This window comes from Serratia sp. TSA_105.2 (genome assembly GCF_052692115.1).
Genome location: NZ_JBQZFT010000007.1, coordinates 1 through 17,507, shown reverse-complemented (window position 1 = coordinate 17,507; position 17,507 = coordinate 1). Strand labels below are relative to the sequence as shown.

Sequence of the window (17,507 nt, the reverse complement as noted above, 5' to 3'; positions counted from 1 at the left end):
TGCCGTGCCGATCACCAAACCTCGAGCTCGCCAATCGCAATGTCGGCTTCGACATCGCGCTTGCCTTGCTCCACGGCCTGCGCCCAATAAGACGCGTGAATATCTTTGCTCAGTGTATCCAGGCGAACCATAAGCGCTTCCCCGCTAGCGGAAAGTGTCGATATATAGCCGTACTGCATGACCAGCAGGAAACCACCAAAGGCCTCTCCCGCATTGATAACGGCATTTTCCACATCATTCAGCTCAGTGGGATTTTCACGTTCAAGACCCAGTCCCAGACGCTGGCAAGCCCGGATACTCATGATCTTGCCTTCAACCAGGCAAAGGAAATGAAACGCATCAAGCGCGGTTTTCACGTCAAGTACGTTGGGTAACGGGGTATGCATCGATAAATCCTCCATAGAATGCCGAGGGATTTATCCCCATAACGGGTGTAAATCCCCGTCAGGGTATTAAGTGGGTAAACCGACCACTCTAAAAGCGGTAACGCAGTCTGGCCAAATGCTCAACATGTTGACTGGCGAGTCGGTAAGCTTTTCTGCGCTCGGTATGCTTGCAAGACAGCACAACATGGGTGCTTGCGTAGATATATTCGCCTTTGTACCAACCTTTGCGCAGCGTCAGTAACGCGCTGACCGAACCATCACCACTGCAGATAACATGCGCGCGAACGGCAAAATTACCGGCTGCATTGACGTACCAATCAGTAAAACGCGGCGGCGCCATGCGAAAAGGTATTCGCTGGACAGCCGATTTGACACGGTGCAGGGTTGAGAAGAAATCAGGAACAACTGAAGAAGTAAAAACAGACATGGTGTTTCTCCTGTAAAAAAGGGAAACACCACTCCCAGGGGAAGGTATTTCCCCGGGGGATTAGATTGCAGCAACCGAAGTTGTTATAACATCAGTCAATACCTTCATCACCGTTAAGAGATCCCTGTTCTCAAAGGTTAAACAGGGTTACCGCCACAGGGGCTTCCTCTTTCAGGCTACGAGGATATTCGCAGTCGCCCGAAGGCGTTTCTCACAGACCGCTGAAACTTTGGTTGGCACTCACCCGAAGGCGCTTCTCACAGAGTGCTGAAGCATTGGCTGGTTGTCCGAAGACAACAAGTAAGCCTGTTCATTTTCGAATCAAAATGGCACTATGTCAACCATATAAATATATATAGTTATTCTTTTACAAAAGAGTAGAAACTCTGTAAGCCCGAACACTACCAAGAGAATGAATACAGAATAGAGGTAAATATGAGCTCATTTGTAACAACACGAACGAAGAAAGCATTTGAAAATATTAAAATCAGTAAGTACATAGTCCAAGACCCTTTGCTATCTGACTGCATTGGTATGGGAAGGGCAAACTCTGGAGATTACAGTAGGGTTCAGGGATTTAATTGTGGAAAAGATTTTGGCTATGCGCTACTCACCTATTTTACATCAAGGGCGCTTAATATCCAGAGGATGCCTTACTGTGAAGATCGCATTTATAATAATTTCCACCTCAGAAATAAACATGAAAATAAAATTCTACTATCCCTAGATGAAGAAAGGGTCAGTGAGATTTGCAGGGAAATTCATGAAATTTACATGCATACTCAGAGAAATCTTCAGCAAGCAGAACTAGATGATGTGAACTTACGTCGTGAATTAAGAGGAGAAGATGCAAATAACTACATTAATAACATACTAGTAAGAAAGGCTGCATCGGAGATGTTGGGAAAGGACCATATGCATATAGAAATGGACTCTCTGAATTCTTTTGGTGATGCAGGTGAATATTTAGGAGACATATCACTCCAGTTAGGAGTTCCAGCAAAAGATATCCTCTACTGTTATAAATTCATAGAATCAAAACATACTAATTCTTGGTTGGTTGAACCTGGGGAGTGGGTAGTAATAAACAGATCACCGAACGGAGTAGTTAAACTACAGACATCCAGTATTATAGTCAGAAATAAAAAGCGGTATAATGATATATTGAATGGGATGAGTGTAAATTCAGCGGCGAATTACTTATCCAAGGATTCCCCATTGGTATTAAGGGGTGACTATTCGTAAACAATTTAAATGGTCGCAGCCCCGTGAGAGCTGCGACCGTTTTATACTACTCACTCAATATCGTCTTTAAGATATACTTGTCTAATATAACGTCCACGCCCATCACCGTGTCCCAAATCCATTGAGACCAATGCATTTGCTTCATCTCTGCACATGCCATTTTTGACATGATGTATTACAGCATCCCTGGCATAAGCATATCGCAAGCTGTGGGGGGCATCTTTTCCAGTCATACCTGCGTCTCGCACGATATTTCTATATCGTTCTATCGCCGTATGCAGAGACGGCTTATCAATCAGTTTCCCTCTATTCTCACCACAATGTTTTATCGCTTTATCTAAAATAGCCAAAACTTTCTCACGATTAAAAACTGTTGTTTCCCTAGCGCGTCCCCCTTTTGTCCCAAAAATTACCTTAACCCTATCGTTGCCATTCAAGATGGCTTGCTTCCAGGTTTTTAGTGATTTGGCGGACTGGACTGTTTCTTCTGTTCTCAAACCCAAGTAACGAGACAATTGTACACCAATTGCCACACCCTCATCTTTTTTAAAAGCATAGCTAACAATTGCAGCCAACTTTTCATCCGGAAGTGGTGTTTTAGTTCCATCGCGGCTTGCCCCTGAGATGCCTAATGCCCGGTTACTCAATTTATCATGCGATGGATCAGCAAGTTTATTCCGTCCTGCAACTAACATGATCGAACGGACAGCAGCCATTTCATTTTGGAGTGTACGTTTTGATATATCCTCAGCCATACGACTACCAATATACTTTTCGATATGAGACGCCTTAACGTGTTTTACATCACGGATTTGGATATTCAATTTCGCAAGACGTTCAGAAAAACGCTCTGCTATTCTCGAACGGTCTGCAACGGTTTTAAAACCGCCCCGCCCCTGGCGGGCGAGCGTAACCAGCTGCTTGCTGAGTTTTGACATAGCTGTTCCTCCCACGGGATACACACCCCTCTGCTTTCCACAAAGCAGACGGATCTGTGTCCCGATAATTTCAACCCCGACGACATGGTTACTTTTGCGCTTCCTGCGTCTCGACTGGCATCTGTGCATCGGGGCGGCGAAATGTTGAGTTATTTCGAGGCTCCCCAGGTCTCTGACCTGTTCGCGGCTTTCGCCGGCCTGACGTTAGTCAGTCTGCCTCCACACACTACTGTTCGTAGTGTCGCCATCGATACCGAGTCGATTTCCTCCTTTTAGATAGTGAAACGTTCAAAACGGTGTTTTTCCGTCGTAATTACGTTGAAGTTAATGGGTATTTAAAACCGTACTGACACGGACTACGTGTTGGTCAGATGGTAGTAAAACGTTGAAAACCACGTCGTGCGTGGTTTGAGACGTTATGCGCTACGCGCGTCACTTGGTAGTGTCTTCGCCACTTCACAAGTGACGCGCGCTCCTCTGCTCCTAATGAGACTCACGTAAGCGGCCAAATGTACCAAATGGCCTTATACGTGCGTTCAAAAGTCGCATCGTTAGCAACTCGTCATAAAAGATAAGAGAATCAAACCGTTGAAGCGTAGAACATCGCCATGGCGAGCTCTATAGCTGAAAAACGTAATATATACGTTATTGGTGAAAGGAACCGTACAAGGACTGGCGCGGTTGAGTCGTTAATGAACCTTCATCACTGCCGTGATCTCCGTTCTCAAAGGGAAAACGGAGGTACCGCCACATGGGCATCCTCTTCCAGGCTACGAGGATATTGTGACCACCCGAAGGCGTTTCTCACAGGTCACATGAAACATTGGATGGCACTCACCCGAAGGCGTCTCTCACAGAGCGCTGAGACATTGGATGGTCGTCCGAAGACGACGATACAACTCGAGTAGGGTAAGCGATCCTATCGAATCCCGTCAATCACTTGACTTGATTTCGTTCGCTGGCCACAGTGTATTACACTACATAAAATCGCATTACACAAAAAAGGAAATAACATGAAAGTACCTTCATCCTTTCGTTTCCCTGAACGATTAATGAATAGTTTAAAGGCTCGTGCAGAGTCACGAAATAAATCGCTGACTGAACATGTTCAGACTGTCCTGGAAGCAAGCTTGGACAACGAAGACTTTGAGAAGAAACATTACTTTGAGCTTATGGAGAATCCAGATAAAAGCATTTCCGACATTTACATAAAACTCTTCAGTACAATAAACACTCAGACAACGCGCTTAAGCCTGTCTGAGCTAAAGTTCATTATACACCACTGCCATCAGGCCTATCTCTTTCACAGCCATGCTGTTAGCAATGATTACATCAAGGTAATTATCGATATATCATTAGACCTAGTTACTGTTTCAGTACGTGAAAATATTGCCTTTGATAAACATTATGTCTACCGTTGTTTTGACCTATCAGATGAAAACCTGGATGAAACTATCAGCAGTATGAAATCAGTTATTAATAAATGCATCGATGGCACCTACGCCGAATATTTAACCCGCCCATTGGAAAGTGGAGCATTTAACTTTGCACAGTACCCAAAAGAAACTATAGATTTAATATTTACCAAAGCAAGATTGCAAAAACTATTCCCTCTTGTTACACGCGGAATCATTCAAAAAAACAAAGATAAATGGAGAATAAAAGAACTTTATCAAAACATCCCTTCGCATAGAGTGGATTTTTGCGTCGATGATTTGAATTTTTCTATAGTTTGCCATGGCAGCGAACTAAGATATGATGACCCTGCATCCGTTTTCTTTATTATCGAAGGAAAGCACTTTATCAAGCCATATTCATTAAAGCCCCTACTTGCGATCATTCGCTTAGTAAATCGGGACGAACTAGACGATTTTTCCAGAACGTATAATGACTCTGATAAAGTAACTATCTGGCCACCGCACTCCACTGATAATAACGGAACGATAGACATAGACTCACTCAGGTTAATATACGTATCAGAGCTCTATAATGAATTTAAAGAGAAGTTCCTGAAGGCCATTGGGGACGAAAAAATGTCAGTTATAATTAACGCAATGAAGATAATGCATGGGGATATTTGACCTTGCTATTTAGGGCGCAGTCAGCGCCCTTACTTTTATCGATATACGCACCTTTAATTTTAGTATATAAGTACATTTAGTTACCCCACTACCGATAAGTGATCTCGACGCATCTCACTGTTAGTTTTAGAGCGCTGTATTTTTCCTGCAAAGCATATAGAACCATTGATGAATAGATTGATAAAAATGCATAAAGAGTATCCATCCAGATTATTAATATAAACGAATCATTTTTCCAAAAAGAGTCTATTCGTAGAGTTGGTGTAAAGAATTTTATCATCAAAATTATTTTTTATGTTGGAGATAAAAACCAACGCAGCACCATGACCTCCTCCTTCTATTTTAAATATTTTCTCTAGTTCGCTCTCAAAATAGTTCATCCTCCCTTTAGCAGGATCCACAACTTGAAACCACCCATCTTTATAACCTGTATACACAATGAAATGCCCTCCGTTTGTACTGGTTTTCAAGATGGCTGGTGATTTTAATCTTTTTAACTCATTCAGTTTGATTTTTAATCCAACCGTTACAATATTAAATGTGTTAGCGGTTTTCTTCAAATCCCCCAACGAATACTCAGGCTTTAAACCAATAAAGAAAAATAGATTTTTCTCCGAAGTGCTTTTGTCATAGTACTTATTCAGAACAAAAGCCAATGATGCAATTCCGCATGAATTGTCAAACAGTTGTCTTTCTATATTCTTTGTCTTTGCTTCAGAAAAGTACTCCTTCACTTTATCTCGAGGCCTTTCAATGGCAAAAGCCTCACTATACAATCCTAATACTAGAGAAAAACCCAATATAAACACGACGCTTTTTTCATTCATATGCATCCTTTAAACAATTTAACAACTAACCAATTAACCACCTAACTAAGCAAACAGTTAAAAATGCAGGTATAATTGAATATATTGCGTTTAACCACTTATATTTACCACTCAAAATTTTAAATAAAAAAAACCACATGACATAAATAAAAACGATATAAATAAAGTTCATGATAGCCCCTTTAATGACAAGCCGTACATCTTTGTTTCATTAACTTATTCCATGAAGCAGGATCGTCGACAGCTTTCTGCATTGCTTCTTTGTAGCGGCCTCCACTAAGACCAGGCATATTTTTAAAATGACTATCACCCCAGTTAGGATCATTCAAAATTTTGTTTAAATCCGCTTGAGACGGAACAGAATCTAGAGCAGGCCCAACCTTATTTTTATTTTTCCCTAGATATTCACCAGCCAAGCCACCAAATAACAATCCACCTGCTTCAGTGAGTAAAAATTTATCAGCCATTAATGGGGCGCCGCCCACAGCGCCAATACCTGCGCCAACAGCCGCTGCAGCTAGTGCTTCATTGAATTTCACTTCATTTCCAGCTCCAATTGTTTGCGCTAGATAAGCGCTTAAGTTTACAGTGGCTCCTTGAGCTGCTGCCCATAAGATAGGTACAAGTACAACCGGAATGGCTTTTCCTTTCGTACTATTCAACTCCGCATCAGTCATAACTTGATAAGGTTTATATTCAAGATCATCGATCTTTTGTACAGTTGAAGCTGTGGAATTAAAGTTTAGTAGATATAATGAAAGAATTAAATATTTAAAACTTTTCATTCTTATTTCCATAATTATACCCTCCATGAAATGTCGATAGAAAATGTGTTTGAATCCATGCCACCTAGTTCATGATCGATGCTAAAATCAGCAGTAAAATCCTTCCAGCTATTGAAGGTGATGCCGGTTATTAATGAACTAGCTGTATCCCAAGATGGAGAGTGAGGGTTCTTTTTTTTCATACTGTAAATATCTTTAGAGGCACCAAACTTAATGTCTATATCATTATTTAAAGCAACACTTATAATTCCTGTAGTTGAGAAATAGCGGTATTTAACATCATCTTTCCTATTAGATATACCATCGATATATGAAGGATATAAAGTAAGCACAACGGGATCCAAAATCCAACTAAAAGAGGATGATAATGTGTAATTATTAAGGCTACCAGCCTTAAACCCCGTACCAGCGCTCACCACTGTAAGTGGATAAAAATTTTCTATCCGATATGAAACCCCAAAGTTATAGTTGTCAACACTATGTTTGTTTTCAGTGTTAAGCTTAAATTGCTCGTCGGTAGTGTCTTTTTTCGTGTATTTTCCAATAACTGTTCCACGAAGTGATAAATTATTGCTAACGCCATATTGAAAAGAAGTATATCCGGAAAGTTGCTTTGTATTAGTGGTAATTATAGAGACGGAGTTGTCTATAAAAAAAGAACCTAATGAGGTGATGTTTAGTGAGTACTGCGGTGATGTGTTAGTTTTAGTATTTTCATAAATTGAAATGCCAGAACTTATTGTCCACTTATTTTCCTCTGGTAGGAAGTCTTCAACTTTGTAGATACCTCCTGCACCAACGACAAGATTAGGTATATTTTCTGCATAAGCAAGCTTTGTGACAAAGCACAATGCTAACATTGCAAAAGGAGCTAGTTTTTGCTTCATATCTGAACAACGTCCATTGTTGATAATGATTATCGTTATCTTTGTGTGGATTTTGCCATATACATACAGATTGTCAATAAGTGAAAGCAAAGGTTTCTTAACGATACGATTTGACAGCCTAAGTTAAGGCAAAGAACAAGAGACACACCGCACAGCTCTAAGCTGTGGGTGTGTCAGACAAATCCTTAAACCAAGAAAAATAGTTTTAAATTATATAGTTATTATATCGTTCGTTTTAGTTCCATTCCCCCCGAACACAAAAAAGCCTAGCTGCTTACGGCCTGATGAGCCAAGTAGTCATTGATTATTATTTAAGCTACAATTGAAGTCTGGTTATCATCTGGCTAAAAAGTGAAAATGTGATGATGAACAAAACAAGACAGTACCACGCCTATCGGCGTGGGGTACGTATGGCAAGCCTGTGGAAACGTCTTCAAGATACGATTTTGAAATGGGACTCGTTCTGGCTGACAAAGGCTCGTAATTACAACCTACCAGCTTGGTTAGGCCATATGCCTGTCGCCGTCGCATTACTGGGATCACTCACCATTATGTTGGTAGGTGGCGCGATCATTACGGGCGCTCTGCTTTTCATCTGGGCGATCGCGTTCATATTACAGAGTATTGCCTCTCAAGCTTTTGATGACAGCGATTCCAATAAGCAGGCAACCTCAGAGTATAGAAACGGAGATCAGGGCTTTGGATTATATTCTGGCCCTGATAGTTTGATTACGTCACATAGAATGGATAATGAAGAAGACTAAGGAGATGAAGATACATCTCCTTAAATAGGAACGACTATAATTTGACAGTTTTTTTCAAAGTATCTACCGCATCCCCACCTGTGCTTTCAGCCTTCTTAGAGCCGGTGCTGATAGCATTACCAATTGCTTGACCCACACTTACTCCAGCCCAAGACAGCGCTCCTAACCATAAGGCTGGTAGGACAATAAACATACAACCCATCACCAGATTCATAATCAGGTCATCGGCACTATTCTGAAACCCGGCCACATTCCAGCGACTGTGCGAGTCCGAACTGTACAATGCCTCCAGTAACCAGCTGTCCAGCCAGCGCGCCAGCTCCCACCAGAACGTCAGGAAGTTCAGCGCAAACACCACGAACGTCACGGTGATTACCGTCTTGTACTCGTAGGCCGCAAAGGCCAGTATGAGTGGCACCATGATATACACCGCCATCAGCAGTACCGCCTGCACCATCGGCAATGCCTGACGCATCGCATCAAATGCCGGATAGGCCGCCAGGCTCCCCAACGCGGTTCCTCCCAGCGACGCGAGCCGGTTAACCGAGTTGTCCAGGGTAAAGTCTGCATTGCCGCCGTAGCCGGCATAAGCGCGTCCGCCCTGGGAGACCGTCAGGTTATCCGGGCTTACCAGGCGGCGCTCCACCGCCTCTTTATAGTCCGCATCAGGTTGCCCCATCATCTTCAGCGCGGCAGACATCCGCAGCATGACGCCAGGATCGACCTGTTTCACCACGCGGGCTTCCAGCCCCGTTTTACCAGCTGACCACCACTCGCTGCAGGTCGGGTATCCCCCTCGCCCGGTGTTTGGCCGACCACTGTCCCGCCCCTCATTCCAGGGGAAACTGGCACGCGGCGTTTTGGACTGCAGGTTGTTGTAGTACCCACCGTTCAGGAAGGTCTTCGACCCCAGCCACTCGATGTCACGCAGGGTGACTTTGTCCGTCGTTTGGCCCTGGTCGCGGTTCTGCCAGGTATACAATGCCAGCGCGTAGCAGTCGTTGGTGAAGTCCTGCAGCTCCTTCGCAAGCGCCGGGTTATTGACCCGACTGTGCTGGACTTCAAAACGCACCTGCCGCAGATCCGGCCGGCACGGAATGGTGGCCACGGCCGCCGACGTGATCCCCTTCGACAGTTTATGCACCACCAACCACCACACCGGCACCTTCGCCGTCTGGCCGTTCATACTCGACATGATGTTGGCGTAGCCCGTTTCATCCGGCTTTTTCGGTGTCCAGGTACCACAGGTCGCCGCCCGGCTGCTGTCATACTTGATGGTGTCGAGGCTGACATTCATCAGCGGCAGACAGCAGGCCAGCATCACAAAGAATGCCCCGTAGAGCAGGTTTTCGATGCGTGGCAGGGACAGCATCCCTTTGTTGCCCTCATCCTCCCCTTCCTCGCGTACCTTCAGCCAGATGGCCGCCACCTTGAACAGCAACGGCAGCACAAACAGCCCCGTACTGACCAGCAGTTCCCACAAGCCATTGTTAATCAGCCAGCCAAGCAACGTCAGGAAATACTCCAGATAGCTGTTGGTCATCATAATGACAGCCCTCCGCCAAAGAGACTGTATTCACAGGCCAGGGCAAATACAGCGCAGGCGATGGCCATGCGTTTGAGGGGGTGCCGGTATTCTGGTTTGCAGCCCGGCGCATGCCAGAATTTCCAGAACCCCCAGGCCAGCGCGGCGTAAAGCGCCAGGCGCCAGCTCAGCCAGCCATAACGGGTGCTGTTCACCCAGTCACGCAGCGCAGCACTCTCTCCCGGGTGATTGACACCCCAGTGAGCCATGCCCAGCGCGACTATCGTCGCTATCACCAGCATGCCCAACATCTGCAGAACACGCTTTGCCCGCAGACCAAACCGGCGCCTCCTGGTAGGCGTCACCGTTTTTTTCTCTGTTCCGGTCATTGATTCATCCTCACAATTACTGGTCGCTTTCCGGCACGGCCAACTGGTTGAACTTGGTATCAGGGCTGTCAATCGACTGACGCTGCGGGTTGGTTTCCGCCCGGTTGTTCTCCCTGTCGATGATGGTCAGCACCGCGTTACGCGCAATCTCACGCTTCATCTCCATCTCGTTCTTGAGCGCCGTGATCTCACGATCCAGCGCCTCGATACGCCGATCGCCTTCTTCCATCGCGACTTTCTGCGCAGAGGCGTTCGGCTCAGACATCCCGGTTGTGATCATGCGCCGCATGATAAAGGCCGTTTCGATGGTATCCGCCATCGCCAGTTCACTGGCCAGGCGCCCAACCAGGGCGGCATTATCCGGATCTCGCTGCAGTGCCTTGATAACGCCGGCGGTCACAGCCAGGCTGCCCGTTTTGAGTTTGGCCAGGTTGCCCGCGGTAGGTTTTTCTGCCCCGTTGACCAGCCTGGCCAACTGTTCGTTATTCGCCTTGGTTGCCTCTTCCAGAATCGGCGCAAAACCCGTACCAGCTACGGTGCTGCCTGGCTGTTCGGTCCCTTCACCACTTTTACATTGCGCTGCATCCTTGCAGGTGCGCAGCGAGGTGTCGCCCAACACCTTCACTACAGCTGCTGCCGCTTCTTCACTGCTGGCATATTTGGTACAAGCTCCGCCGGTACAGCTGCTGCCAGATACGCTGGAGGTACTGGTGACCGGCAACGCATTCATCATGTTGTAGCCGGCTGCAGCCAGATCGTGCGTTGGCTTGATCGCCGGCTGACCGGCGCCGCCACGCTTCTGTCCACCGATCCAGGTCTGGCCGGATTGTCCGGTCACTTTCTCGGTGGCGTTCATCGATCGGATCGCATCGGCATCCCCGTTGTTGACCAGGCTTTTGGCCTCCTCCATCGCCGCCGCCTGGCTCCAGCCGCCGGTATCCACCATATCCATCATCCGTTTGGAGAGGTTCTGGCAATTGAGCTGGGCTTTATCGAATGCCACATTGGCCTGCAATACCCCGTTGGTCAGCATTTCATACAAGCCAGGGTTAGCACGCTGGATAGCCATCGCCGGCAGACTGGCTACCGCACCGGTAGCACCTTGAATAACATTACCCATCAAGCTCTTGAACCCGTCCGTCACGCCATTGAGCTGGTTACCGATGGTGCTCTTCAGGTCGAAGTTGCCGCACATCAAATCCGAGCTCCAGCCCAGGTTCATCCCCAGGCGCTGCATATTGCCACGCGTCGCCGGCTGCGATATCACCGAGCCTCCGCCCAGGGAATAGAACAGTTTGTCCGAGACCGCGCCGCTGGCATTCTTCCCGTAACCGATATTGCTGTCATTCACCTGGGGCAGTGAAATACCAAACAAGGTACTGTCATTGTCGTCGGCATACGCATTCGCACCGCTCAGTGCCAGGCAGCCCGCAATCAGTAGGGGAAGCACGAGGTGGCGATCCTGTACGGTGCATTTAGTCATTGTGTTTTTCATCATTCATGCCTCAGAAATCTGTGCTGTAGAGGAAACGCTGCCCGCGGCGCTGGCAGCAGCTGTAGGGTTGCCACAGGGCAAAGGCAGCGTTCGCATCCGCTGCTGGCGTATGGTCACCGTCCGGGAACACGGCGCAGGACTGGCTGAGCTGCGGCGCCAGGCGTTGCCATTTGTGGTTGCTGGTTCCGGTATTTTCCTGAACCGCACCTGGTGGCCAGTACCCTTCCGAGCGCTGGCCCATCAGGGGCTGGTAGACGTGCGGCTGACCAGAGCGGGTGATGATGTCCGCCACACGCTGTGCCACCAGAGCACCCGCCTTGTCGTCATCGACTTGGGTCACAAATCCCGAACGGGGATAGACATTGCCCCACATATTCGCTGCCGCCTGACTGCCGACCTCACGCTGACCAGGCACCAATGCTTCGGGATAGAGGGATTCCGGCATACCAGTACGCCATACCAGGCTGTCCAGCGTGCTGAGGAAATACGGCACGAAGGGGGTCGCCGCACTGCGGCACGAATAGCCGGCAATGCTGCCGCCAATCAGGGTCGTCGCTGGATGGCCAATGGCATCGGCATACTTGAAGTGAAGGTTGGTTTTACGCTGCCCGGGGGTTTTCAGCTCATTGTTGCCACCGCCGGCTGCAACGCCGCCCAGCGCGCTGGTGATACGGCTCTCGAGTCCGCCAGCGGCCTGACTGACCATCGACATCTCACGCCACGGGTTGCCTCCCGGGGTGTTGTACGCCGACACCACCCCCTCCGGGATGAAATGGCTAACTTTGACCGAAGTTCGGACAGTGCAGCCGCCCCAACTGCAGAACAACCAGTAGCAAATACCGCTGACGCGCCAGCTGATGCAGGACTGCGACACCGCACTGGCAACAATCTGTGCACTGTTGAGCGCGGCATTCGCCGCCGGCACGCCGGCTGCAGACAGCATCATGGCCACACCGAGGGATTTAAGGGTCAGCCGGGGTTGTCCGGAAGACGCCAGCTGCAAGGGAGCTCGTTGCATATCACTGCCCCTCCAGTGACTTCGCGCGCAACGCGGTGGCCCGGGCGATATCAGCGGTGCCATACACCACATCTCGATCGTCAAACACGACCGCGGGGACTTTTTTGACGCCCAGTTCCCACGCGCGCACCACCGCGCGGTAAACCGTGGCCAGCTCCTTTTCATGCGCCTGCCATTGTGGTGACTGCAGTACGGCTTGCGCCTGCCGTTGCGCTTCATCCGGGTTCGACGACAGTGCGCCAAAGAGCTGCGTCTGCAACTGCTCCGGACCGTCAAGATAAATCACGGTCACGGAAGCATCATTATTCGTCGGGGGATGGTGGGAATCGGTATACAGTACCGTGCCGGCAAGCACCGATGCCGGCATCAGCAGAGGAAACAACGTCAGCAACGTGCTGATTTTCATGGCGTGCACTCCTGCGTGGATAGAATCCACATAGGGTGCTACGACATGGTCAGAAAGGCAGCAAAGAAGTCTTTATTGATTTCTAAAAATTTTTCTTCCCCTACGGGGGAAGTCCGTAGTGGCACGCCGATACTTGCCTCTTGATATCCCAGTTGATTATCGCAGAGGACTAGCCCATCGTATTTGGGATTAGCGTTGCGAAAATGTGAAAAATCACCGCTACATTCTCTTCACCCGATTACAGCAGCAATCTCAGGGTTTAAAAACATACATAAAAACAATGAGCTGGGTCAACAGACCGGGAGTTTTGTTAGTCATCGTATTGGAAGCTTATGCATATTTTAGCTGCTAGAATGTCAACGATTAATTCACAAGAAGTCCATGCGGACTTCCCGTTAGTCATATTATTCTTGATATAAAGATCCCTCATCTCAACCAGAAGAAGACGAAGATCATAACTGGCTAATTTATCTGGTACAAACCAGTCTTCGTTATCTTCCTGATCAATATAATCATATTCATATTCACATGACTCACCATCAAGAGATAATTTTGCACGGGCAATAATCTCCTTGGCATTTTTAGGCCCTGTATCCACCAATAACTGACCAATTTTACTGTGTAGAGCATCTAGATTGTTCACCCCCCCTCCAGGAGTATTACTAATGTCTTTAATTACAGGGCGACCACCACCTATAGAGTAGGTTACGTTAAAACTATCAGGCCATTGCAATCTCCAAAGTAAACAGGACCTATCTTAACATCAGTGTCGGGATGTCTAATATTCAAGGATCCATTCTATTTAGATACCCGCGACTCCGTGCCTCTTGCAATATAAGTTCGGGAACGTTTTCCACATCAGATATCTTTCTCTTATTAACAATAATCTGACTCGCTTCTTTATAACCCGGCGCCCACAAGTAATTATTGTCAGTTATGTTTTTGTAAACAGATATTAGTGGTTTCTTCCATGCGGCAGATATATGTACAATCGAAGTATCTGGAGAGATAACCAAGTCAACTTGTCTAATCAGTTCCATAACATGATGCAGTGAATTGAATGGATTTATCGCAACATTATCGGGAAGAGACACATTCAGTTCTTTCCTGTGATCAAGAATAATAATGATGATGTCATCTGATTTCTCGTTAATCATCTCAATAGTTTGAGTTAATTGCTCTTGAGATAAGTTTCTTTCTGGACTTCCAGTGAAAGCATTAATGACAATTTTAATCCCCCCCTCCCATACGCTTAAATACTTTCGCACTTCGGAAGCAATCGCGTCAGGGATATGCAAGTCATAGGTGTGACTATTTTTAAAGTCAAGCCCCATGTTATGCGCTGCCAAGGAAATGGCTTTTGTCACATGTTCCGTACCATTCTTAAATGGAATTGATTTGCTGTAGTGATTAATGAAATTCCATTTATTAAATCCAAGAACAAACTTTGCGTTTAAGTCTCGAAAAAGCATCATCCTATGCACAGGGGTGTCGAACAGGCAAAGATCAACCACCAGGTCATAATTATTTTCATTCAACGCTCTCATTGTCGACTCAGCCACGGTGTGACTAAATCTCTTCAAGAAAACCTCATTGTTACAGTCCCCAGCTTCGTAGATATTCCTGATATAGGGGTTGTATTTCATAGCTACGCTACTTGACTTTGTCAGTAGTAAATCAACTGTATAACCCGACTCATAAAGGCACTTCACTAGTGGCGTTGAAACCACAACATCTCCGATTGTTCCTTCATTGCGAAGGAGCAGTACAGTTTTGATTGCTTTGATATCAAAATTGCTTTTTCTACGCTTATCCCAGATAAGCTTTGCAATATAAATTTTGATATTAAGCTTTACTTCCTTGAAGTAATAATTTCGTCTCCTGTTCCACTCCCTTAACTTCTTGAAACGACCACTTGAAATAGAAATTTCCAAATCCTTACTCACAACTCCCTCCACTTTTCATATGGGACCGCTCATTAACACATGAGAGAAGCATCTTATTAACCACCGAAAAATACTGAGTATTTTAACTATGTGCCATTTGGTTCTTATTACCTGGAAAGGTTGTCCGAAGCATTGTGGACTTTAAATAGTAGTCAGTGCAGTAAAAATAAATAAATTAAATCTGTGTAATTTGTTTTTACTGGCTTACTTCCTTGTACCTAACAGTTCCCCCTCCAATCATTGACTGGAATCAGACCGCTATTCTTCGGGTGGGTGGGGGGCATTACGCTTCCGTTCATCAAGCTTAGACAATATCCAACAACCTATACCTAAGGGAATGCTTCCGGCTAGAGCAGTTTTTCCTGAGTAAATTACATCATCCCATCCGTAATTTAAAACCCCAATCTTAAAATAAGCATACACACTTATTCCAAAAACCAATAACATAACAAATGAAAACAAAAAGATAACGCAGTATCCAATGAGAAAAACTAGCAAATGAAAATTAACTTTTTTAGGTAACATTTTACTTACCATCCAATTTTTCTTGGGTTTTGCTTCCTGTTAATTCTGATGTTATAGCACCAGTTCCAGCTCCAATTAGCTCTGCAGAGCCATCACTAATAATAGGTTTCAACTTATCAGTAACAACTTTACCAGCCCCAATCATCGCATTGGTCGGATCTTCACCTTTGATCGTACTGCCAACATAAGCACCGCCAACACTGACACCACCTGTCAGCAACGGGCCTTTACCTTGCGATAATGCCCCTGTCCCTATTGCAAGTAGTGCATCGGTGTAGCTGAAGGGTTTGTCTCCATTCACCGTGAGTTGCGTACTGACATTCGCTGCACCACCAATAGCCCCTCCCGTTGCGGCCGCTCCTACACCGACGGTTGACCCCGTGCCCATTGTCGCTGCTGTGCTCATCAATAGCGCCCATTTTTTCACAAGCTCGGTAGCCGGCTGTGGTGCCCCTGTTCCCAGACCTTTTGCCAGGTCGCTCTGCGCCTGTGTTACCTCTTCCGGCGTGGCACCATGCTCCGTCATAAACTTGCTCAGTGTCGAAGTGGCTCGCCCTGCATCCATTAGCCCATTCGGCAAGCTCAGATGGTTATTCTCAACTACAAAAATTCCGACAGATCGGTTCTTCTGCAATTATCCGCTTTCATAGCCAAATGCTCTATATCTTTCGGTAGTAAAATAACCAGTAGGCAAATCCAACACCAACCCCCACTAAAGCTGTATTCAATACTTTATGAAAGTTCTCCTTCAAGTACCCTAGCATTTGATCGCCGCCACCAATCCAGTACCCCACCACTTGAAAAATAAAACTTACAAAAAAAAGCATTAAAAAGAAGGCAACGCACAAATACAACAGGACCAGTAGTGACTTTTTACTTATTAACATTACCATTCTCCTTATTTTTTATAGAGTTTTGCAATGCGTCAGAGAACCACCCAGAAGCAGCTGAGTCAGCTACATTTCCAGAAAGTGAAGGTAAGTTATTGTGAGGGGCTGGTTTTGTGATAGTCCAGACTCCTGTTGGAACCCATTCATATTGCTTCGACACTGGATTAAGTACCTTACTCATAGGCACCTTGATAACATTACCCGCAGCATAACCAGCCGATGCGCCAGCCTTACTTAGTAGAGCCCCCATAAACGGATCGTCGCCTTTAATCTCCGCTTGATAGTAACCACCCGCTGCATTCCAAGATACTGTAGGGTTATAACCTTTACCCGCAGTTATAGCTCCAATCACTCCTGATCCGATCACGTCAGAGAGTTTCACTTCACCAGTCGTGCCGTACTGAATTCCTGCACTGGCCGCAGATGCCACCCCAACAGCAATTAATTGTTCTTTACCCTTGGTAACGGTATTGGTGATAATCGCTTTCCCGCCCATAACCGCAACCGGCCATGAGGTCGGATCGCTTATTACAGATAACAGGCGATCTCCAGTGGTGATATTGTCTTTTAGGAATTTAAGGTCAGTTCCATTTAGGTAATTCACCAGTGCTGCCGCACTCGGATCTTTCAGCTTTTCATCCAGCCGGATTTGCGACGGATGCGCATCATTAGCAACATTTGTCGCCCCCTGAATAAGCTCTTCCCATGTCACACAGGCAACGCCACCACCGGAGCAAGCATCAATCAGTTCCTTGCTGTTCTTGTTGCTGATTTCTATGTATTTTTCAACCACTACGTTGCAGTCACCACCGGATGCTTTACAGTCGGAGAGTTCTTTATCAAGCGCTCTGGCTTCTGTACTGCTCAGATAGTTATTCTCAACCGCATTCTTGCCGGCCTGCCCGCCGGTCACCGCTCCTGCAGTATCGCCCGTCACCAGCCCGCCTGCAAGCCCTGCAGCCAGCTGGCTCAG

The 17,507-nt window shown here is 46.4% G+C and carries 19 protein-coding genes; 3 read left to right on the top strand and 16 right to left on the bottom strand.

The window, feature by feature from the left end; translation table 11 throughout:
- Nucleotides 1–11 precede the first annotated feature (11 nt).
- Both ACUTSC_RS18820 and ACUTSC_RS18815 read right to left on the bottom strand, forming a co-directional pair.
- A complete protein-coding gene (locus tag ACUTSC_RS18820; RefSeq protein ID WP_443003728.1) occupies nucleotides 12–386 on the bottom strand; it encodes a hypothetical protein in 375 nt (124 codons plus the stop codon).
- A gap of 88 nt (nucleotides 387–474) precedes the next feature.
- A complete protein-coding gene (locus tag ACUTSC_RS18815) occupies nucleotides 475–813 on the bottom strand; it encodes a hypothetical protein (protein ID WP_443003727.1) in 339 nt (112 codons plus the stop codon).
- Nucleotides 814–1,248: 435 nt separating this feature from the next.
- Between ACUTSC_RS18815 and ACUTSC_RS18810 the strand changes: the two genes are divergently transcribed.
- Nucleotides 1,249–2,058, top strand: a complete 810-nt coding sequence (locus ACUTSC_RS18810) for a hypothetical protein (protein WP_443003726.1) — start codon at nucleotides 1,249–1,251, stop codon at nucleotides 2,056–2,058.
- Between the two features lie 50 nt (nucleotides 2,059–2,108).
- Here ACUTSC_RS18810 and ACUTSC_RS18805 read toward each other — a convergent pair whose 3' ends face one another.
- Nucleotides 2,109–2,996: an integrase domain-containing protein gene (locus tag ACUTSC_RS18805; RefSeq protein WP_443003725.1), complete on the bottom strand. Its 888-nt coding sequence runs from the start codon at nucleotides 2,994–2,996 to the stop codon at nucleotides 2,109–2,111.
- A gap of 1,013 nt (nucleotides 2,997–4,009) precedes the next feature.
- Here ACUTSC_RS18805 and ACUTSC_RS18800 point away from each other — a divergent pair.
- A complete protein-coding gene (locus ACUTSC_RS18800; RefSeq protein WP_445653489.1) occupies nucleotides 4,010–5,077 on the top strand; it encodes a hypothetical protein in 1,068 nt (355 codons plus the stop codon).
- Nucleotides 5,078–5,304: 227 nt separating this feature from the next.
- Here the strand turns inward: ACUTSC_RS18800 and ACUTSC_RS18795 are convergent, their stop codons facing one another.
- The 3 genes from ACUTSC_RS18795 to ACUTSC_RS18785 all read right to left on the bottom strand — a co-directional run bounded on the left by ACUTSC_RS18795 (nucleotide 5,305) and on the right by ACUTSC_RS18785 (nucleotide 7,576).
- Entirely contained in the window at nucleotides 5,305–5,904 is a 600-nt protein-coding gene (locus ACUTSC_RS18795; protein ID WP_445653488.1) for a C39 family peptidase, read from the bottom strand.
- 182 nt (nucleotides 5,905–6,086) lie between these two features.
- The gene (locus tag ACUTSC_RS18790; RefSeq protein ID WP_443003722.1) at nucleotides 6,087–6,689 is read right to left on the bottom strand and encodes a hypothetical protein; all 603 of its coding nucleotides are present in this window, start codon (nucleotides 6,687–6,689) and stop codon (nucleotides 6,087–6,089) included.
- A gap of 14 nt (nucleotides 6,690–6,703) precedes the next feature.
- Nucleotides 6,704–7,576 (bottom strand): hypothetical protein, encoded by an 873-nt coding sequence (locus tag ACUTSC_RS18785; RefSeq protein WP_443003721.1) that lies wholly within the window; start codon nucleotides 7,574–7,576, stop codon nucleotides 6,704–6,706.
- Nucleotides 7,577–7,986: 410 nt separating this feature from the next.
- Here ACUTSC_RS18785 and ACUTSC_RS18780 point away from each other — a divergent pair, with 410 nt between their 5' ends.
- Nucleotides 7,987–8,340 carry a hypothetical protein gene (locus ACUTSC_RS18780; protein ID WP_445653487.1) on the top strand — a complete coding sequence of 118 codons (354 nt, stop codon included), beginning with the start codon at nucleotides 7,987–7,989 and terminating at the stop codon, nucleotides 8,338–8,340.
- A gap of 34 nt (nucleotides 8,341–8,374) precedes the next feature.
- On the opposite strand, the gene ACUTSC_RS18775 is transcribed toward ACUTSC_RS18780, so the two are convergent.
- The 10 genes from ACUTSC_RS18775 to ACUTSC_RS18730 form a co-directional block, all read right to left on the bottom strand.
- The gene (locus tag ACUTSC_RS18775; RefSeq protein ID WP_443003720.1) at nucleotides 8,375–9,886 is read right to left on the bottom strand and encodes a conjugal transfer protein TraG N-terminal domain-containing protein; all 1,512 of its coding nucleotides are present in this window, start codon (nucleotides 9,884–9,886) and stop codon (nucleotides 8,375–8,377) included.
- On the bottom strand, nucleotides 9,883–10,254 hold the full coding sequence (locus ACUTSC_RS18770; RefSeq protein WP_443003719.1) for a hypothetical protein: 372 nt from the start codon (nucleotides 10,252–10,254) through the stop codon (nucleotides 9,883–9,885). The genes ACUTSC_RS18775 and ACUTSC_RS18770 overlap by 4 nt, the downstream gene beginning before the upstream one ends.
- Nucleotides 10,255–10,270: 16 nt before the next feature.
- Nucleotides 10,271–11,749 (bottom strand): integrating conjugative element protein, encoded by a 1,479-nt coding sequence (locus ACUTSC_RS18765; RefSeq protein ID WP_443003737.1) that lies wholly within the window; start codon nucleotides 11,747–11,749, stop codon nucleotides 10,271–10,273.
- A 10-nt stretch (nucleotides 11,750–11,759) separates the two neighbouring features.
- Entirely contained in the window at nucleotides 11,760–12,767 is a 1,008-nt protein-coding gene (locus ACUTSC_RS18760; protein ID WP_443003718.1) for a TIGR03756 family integrating conjugative element protein, read from the bottom strand.
- Nucleotide 12,768: 1 nt separating this feature from the next.
- Complete coding sequence (locus ACUTSC_RS18755; protein ID WP_443003717.1) at nucleotides 12,769–13,173, bottom strand: TIGR03757 family integrating conjugative element protein; 405 nt, start codon at nucleotides 13,171–13,173, stop codon at nucleotides 12,769–12,771.
- 310 nt (nucleotides 13,174–13,483) lie between these two features.
- On the bottom strand, nucleotides 13,484–13,816 hold the full coding sequence (locus ACUTSC_RS18750) for a hypothetical protein (RefSeq protein ID WP_443003716.1): 333 nt from the start codon (nucleotides 13,814–13,816) through the stop codon (nucleotides 13,484–13,486).
- A gap of 142 nt (nucleotides 13,817–13,958) precedes the next feature.
- The gene (locus ACUTSC_RS18745; RefSeq protein WP_443003715.1) at nucleotides 13,959–15,119 is read right to left on the bottom strand and encodes a glycosyltransferase family 9 protein; all 1,161 of its coding nucleotides are present in this window, start codon (nucleotides 15,117–15,119) and stop codon (nucleotides 13,959–13,961) included.
- A gap of 526 nt (nucleotides 15,120–15,645) precedes the next feature.
- Nucleotides 15,646–16,278 carry a hypothetical protein gene (locus ACUTSC_RS18740; protein WP_369606030.1) on the bottom strand — a complete coding sequence of 211 codons (633 nt, stop codon included), beginning with the start codon at nucleotides 16,276–16,278 and terminating at the stop codon, nucleotides 15,646–15,648.
- A gap of 25 nt (nucleotides 16,279–16,303) precedes the next feature.
- Nucleotides 16,304–16,531: a hypothetical protein gene (locus tag ACUTSC_RS18735; RefSeq protein ID WP_443003714.1), complete on the bottom strand. Its 228-nt coding sequence runs from the start codon at nucleotides 16,529–16,531 to the stop codon at nucleotides 16,304–16,306.
- Nucleotides 16,518–17,507 (bottom strand): VENN motif pre-toxin domain-containing protein (locus ACUTSC_RS18730; protein WP_445653486.1); only part of this gene is annotated, 990 nt, incomplete at its 5' end. The genes ACUTSC_RS18730 and ACUTSC_RS18735, both read right to left, overlap by 14 nt.

Coding starts and splice junctions, on each gene's coding strand:
- ACUTSC_RS18820 (WP_443003728.1), bottom strand. CDS start 386: ATGCATACCCCGTTACCCAACGTACTTGACGTGAAAACCGCGCTTGAT.
- ACUTSC_RS18815 (WP_443003727.1), bottom strand. CDS start 813: ATGTCTGTTTTTACTTCTTCAGTTGTTCCTGATTTCTTCTCAACCCTG.
- ACUTSC_RS18810 (WP_443003726.1), top strand. CDS start 1,249: ATGAGCTCATTTGTAACAACACGAACGAAGAAAGCATTTGAAAATATT.
- ACUTSC_RS18805 (WP_443003725.1), bottom strand. CDS start 2,996: ATGTCAAAACTCAGCAAGCAGCTGGTTACGCTCGCCCGCCAGGGGCGG.
- ACUTSC_RS18800 (WP_445653489.1), top strand. CDS start 4,010: ATGAAAGTACCTTCATCCTTTCGTTTCCCTGAACGATTAATGAATAGT.
- ACUTSC_RS18795 (WP_445653488.1), bottom strand. CDS start 5,904: ATGAATGAAAAAAGCGTCGTGTTTATATTGGGTTTTTCTCTAGTATTA.
- ACUTSC_RS18790 (WP_443003722.1), bottom strand. CDS start 6,689: ATGAAAAGTTTTAAATATTTAATTCTTTCATTATATCTACTAAACTTT.
- ACUTSC_RS18785 (WP_443003721.1), bottom strand. CDS start 7,576: ATGAAGCAAAAACTAGCTCCTTTTGCAATGTTAGCATTGTGCTTTGTC.
- ACUTSC_RS18780 (WP_445653487.1), top strand. CDS start 7,987: ATGGCAAGCCTGTGGAAACGTCTTCAAGATACGATTTTGAAATGGGAC.
- ACUTSC_RS18775 (WP_443003720.1), bottom strand. CDS start 9,886: ATGATGACCAACAGCTATCTGGAGTATTTCCTGACGTTGCTTGGCTGG.
- ACUTSC_RS18770 (WP_443003719.1), bottom strand. CDS start 10,254: ATGACCGGAACAGAGAAAAAAACGGTGACGCCTACCAGGAGGCGCCGG.
- ACUTSC_RS18765 (WP_443003737.1), bottom strand. CDS start 11,749: ATGAAAAACACAATGACTAAATGCACCGTACAGGATCGCCACCTCGTG.
- ACUTSC_RS18760 (WP_443003718.1), bottom strand. CDS start 12,767: ATGCAACGAGCTCCCTTGCAGCTGGCGTCTTCCGGACAACCCCGGCTG.
- ACUTSC_RS18755 (WP_443003717.1), bottom strand. CDS start 13,173: ATGAAAATCAGCACGTTGCTGACGTTGTTTCCTCTGCTGATGCCGGCA.
- ACUTSC_RS18735 (WP_443003714.1), bottom strand. CDS start 16,531: ATGTTAATAAGTAAAAAGTCACTACTGGTCCTGTTGTATTTGTGCGTT.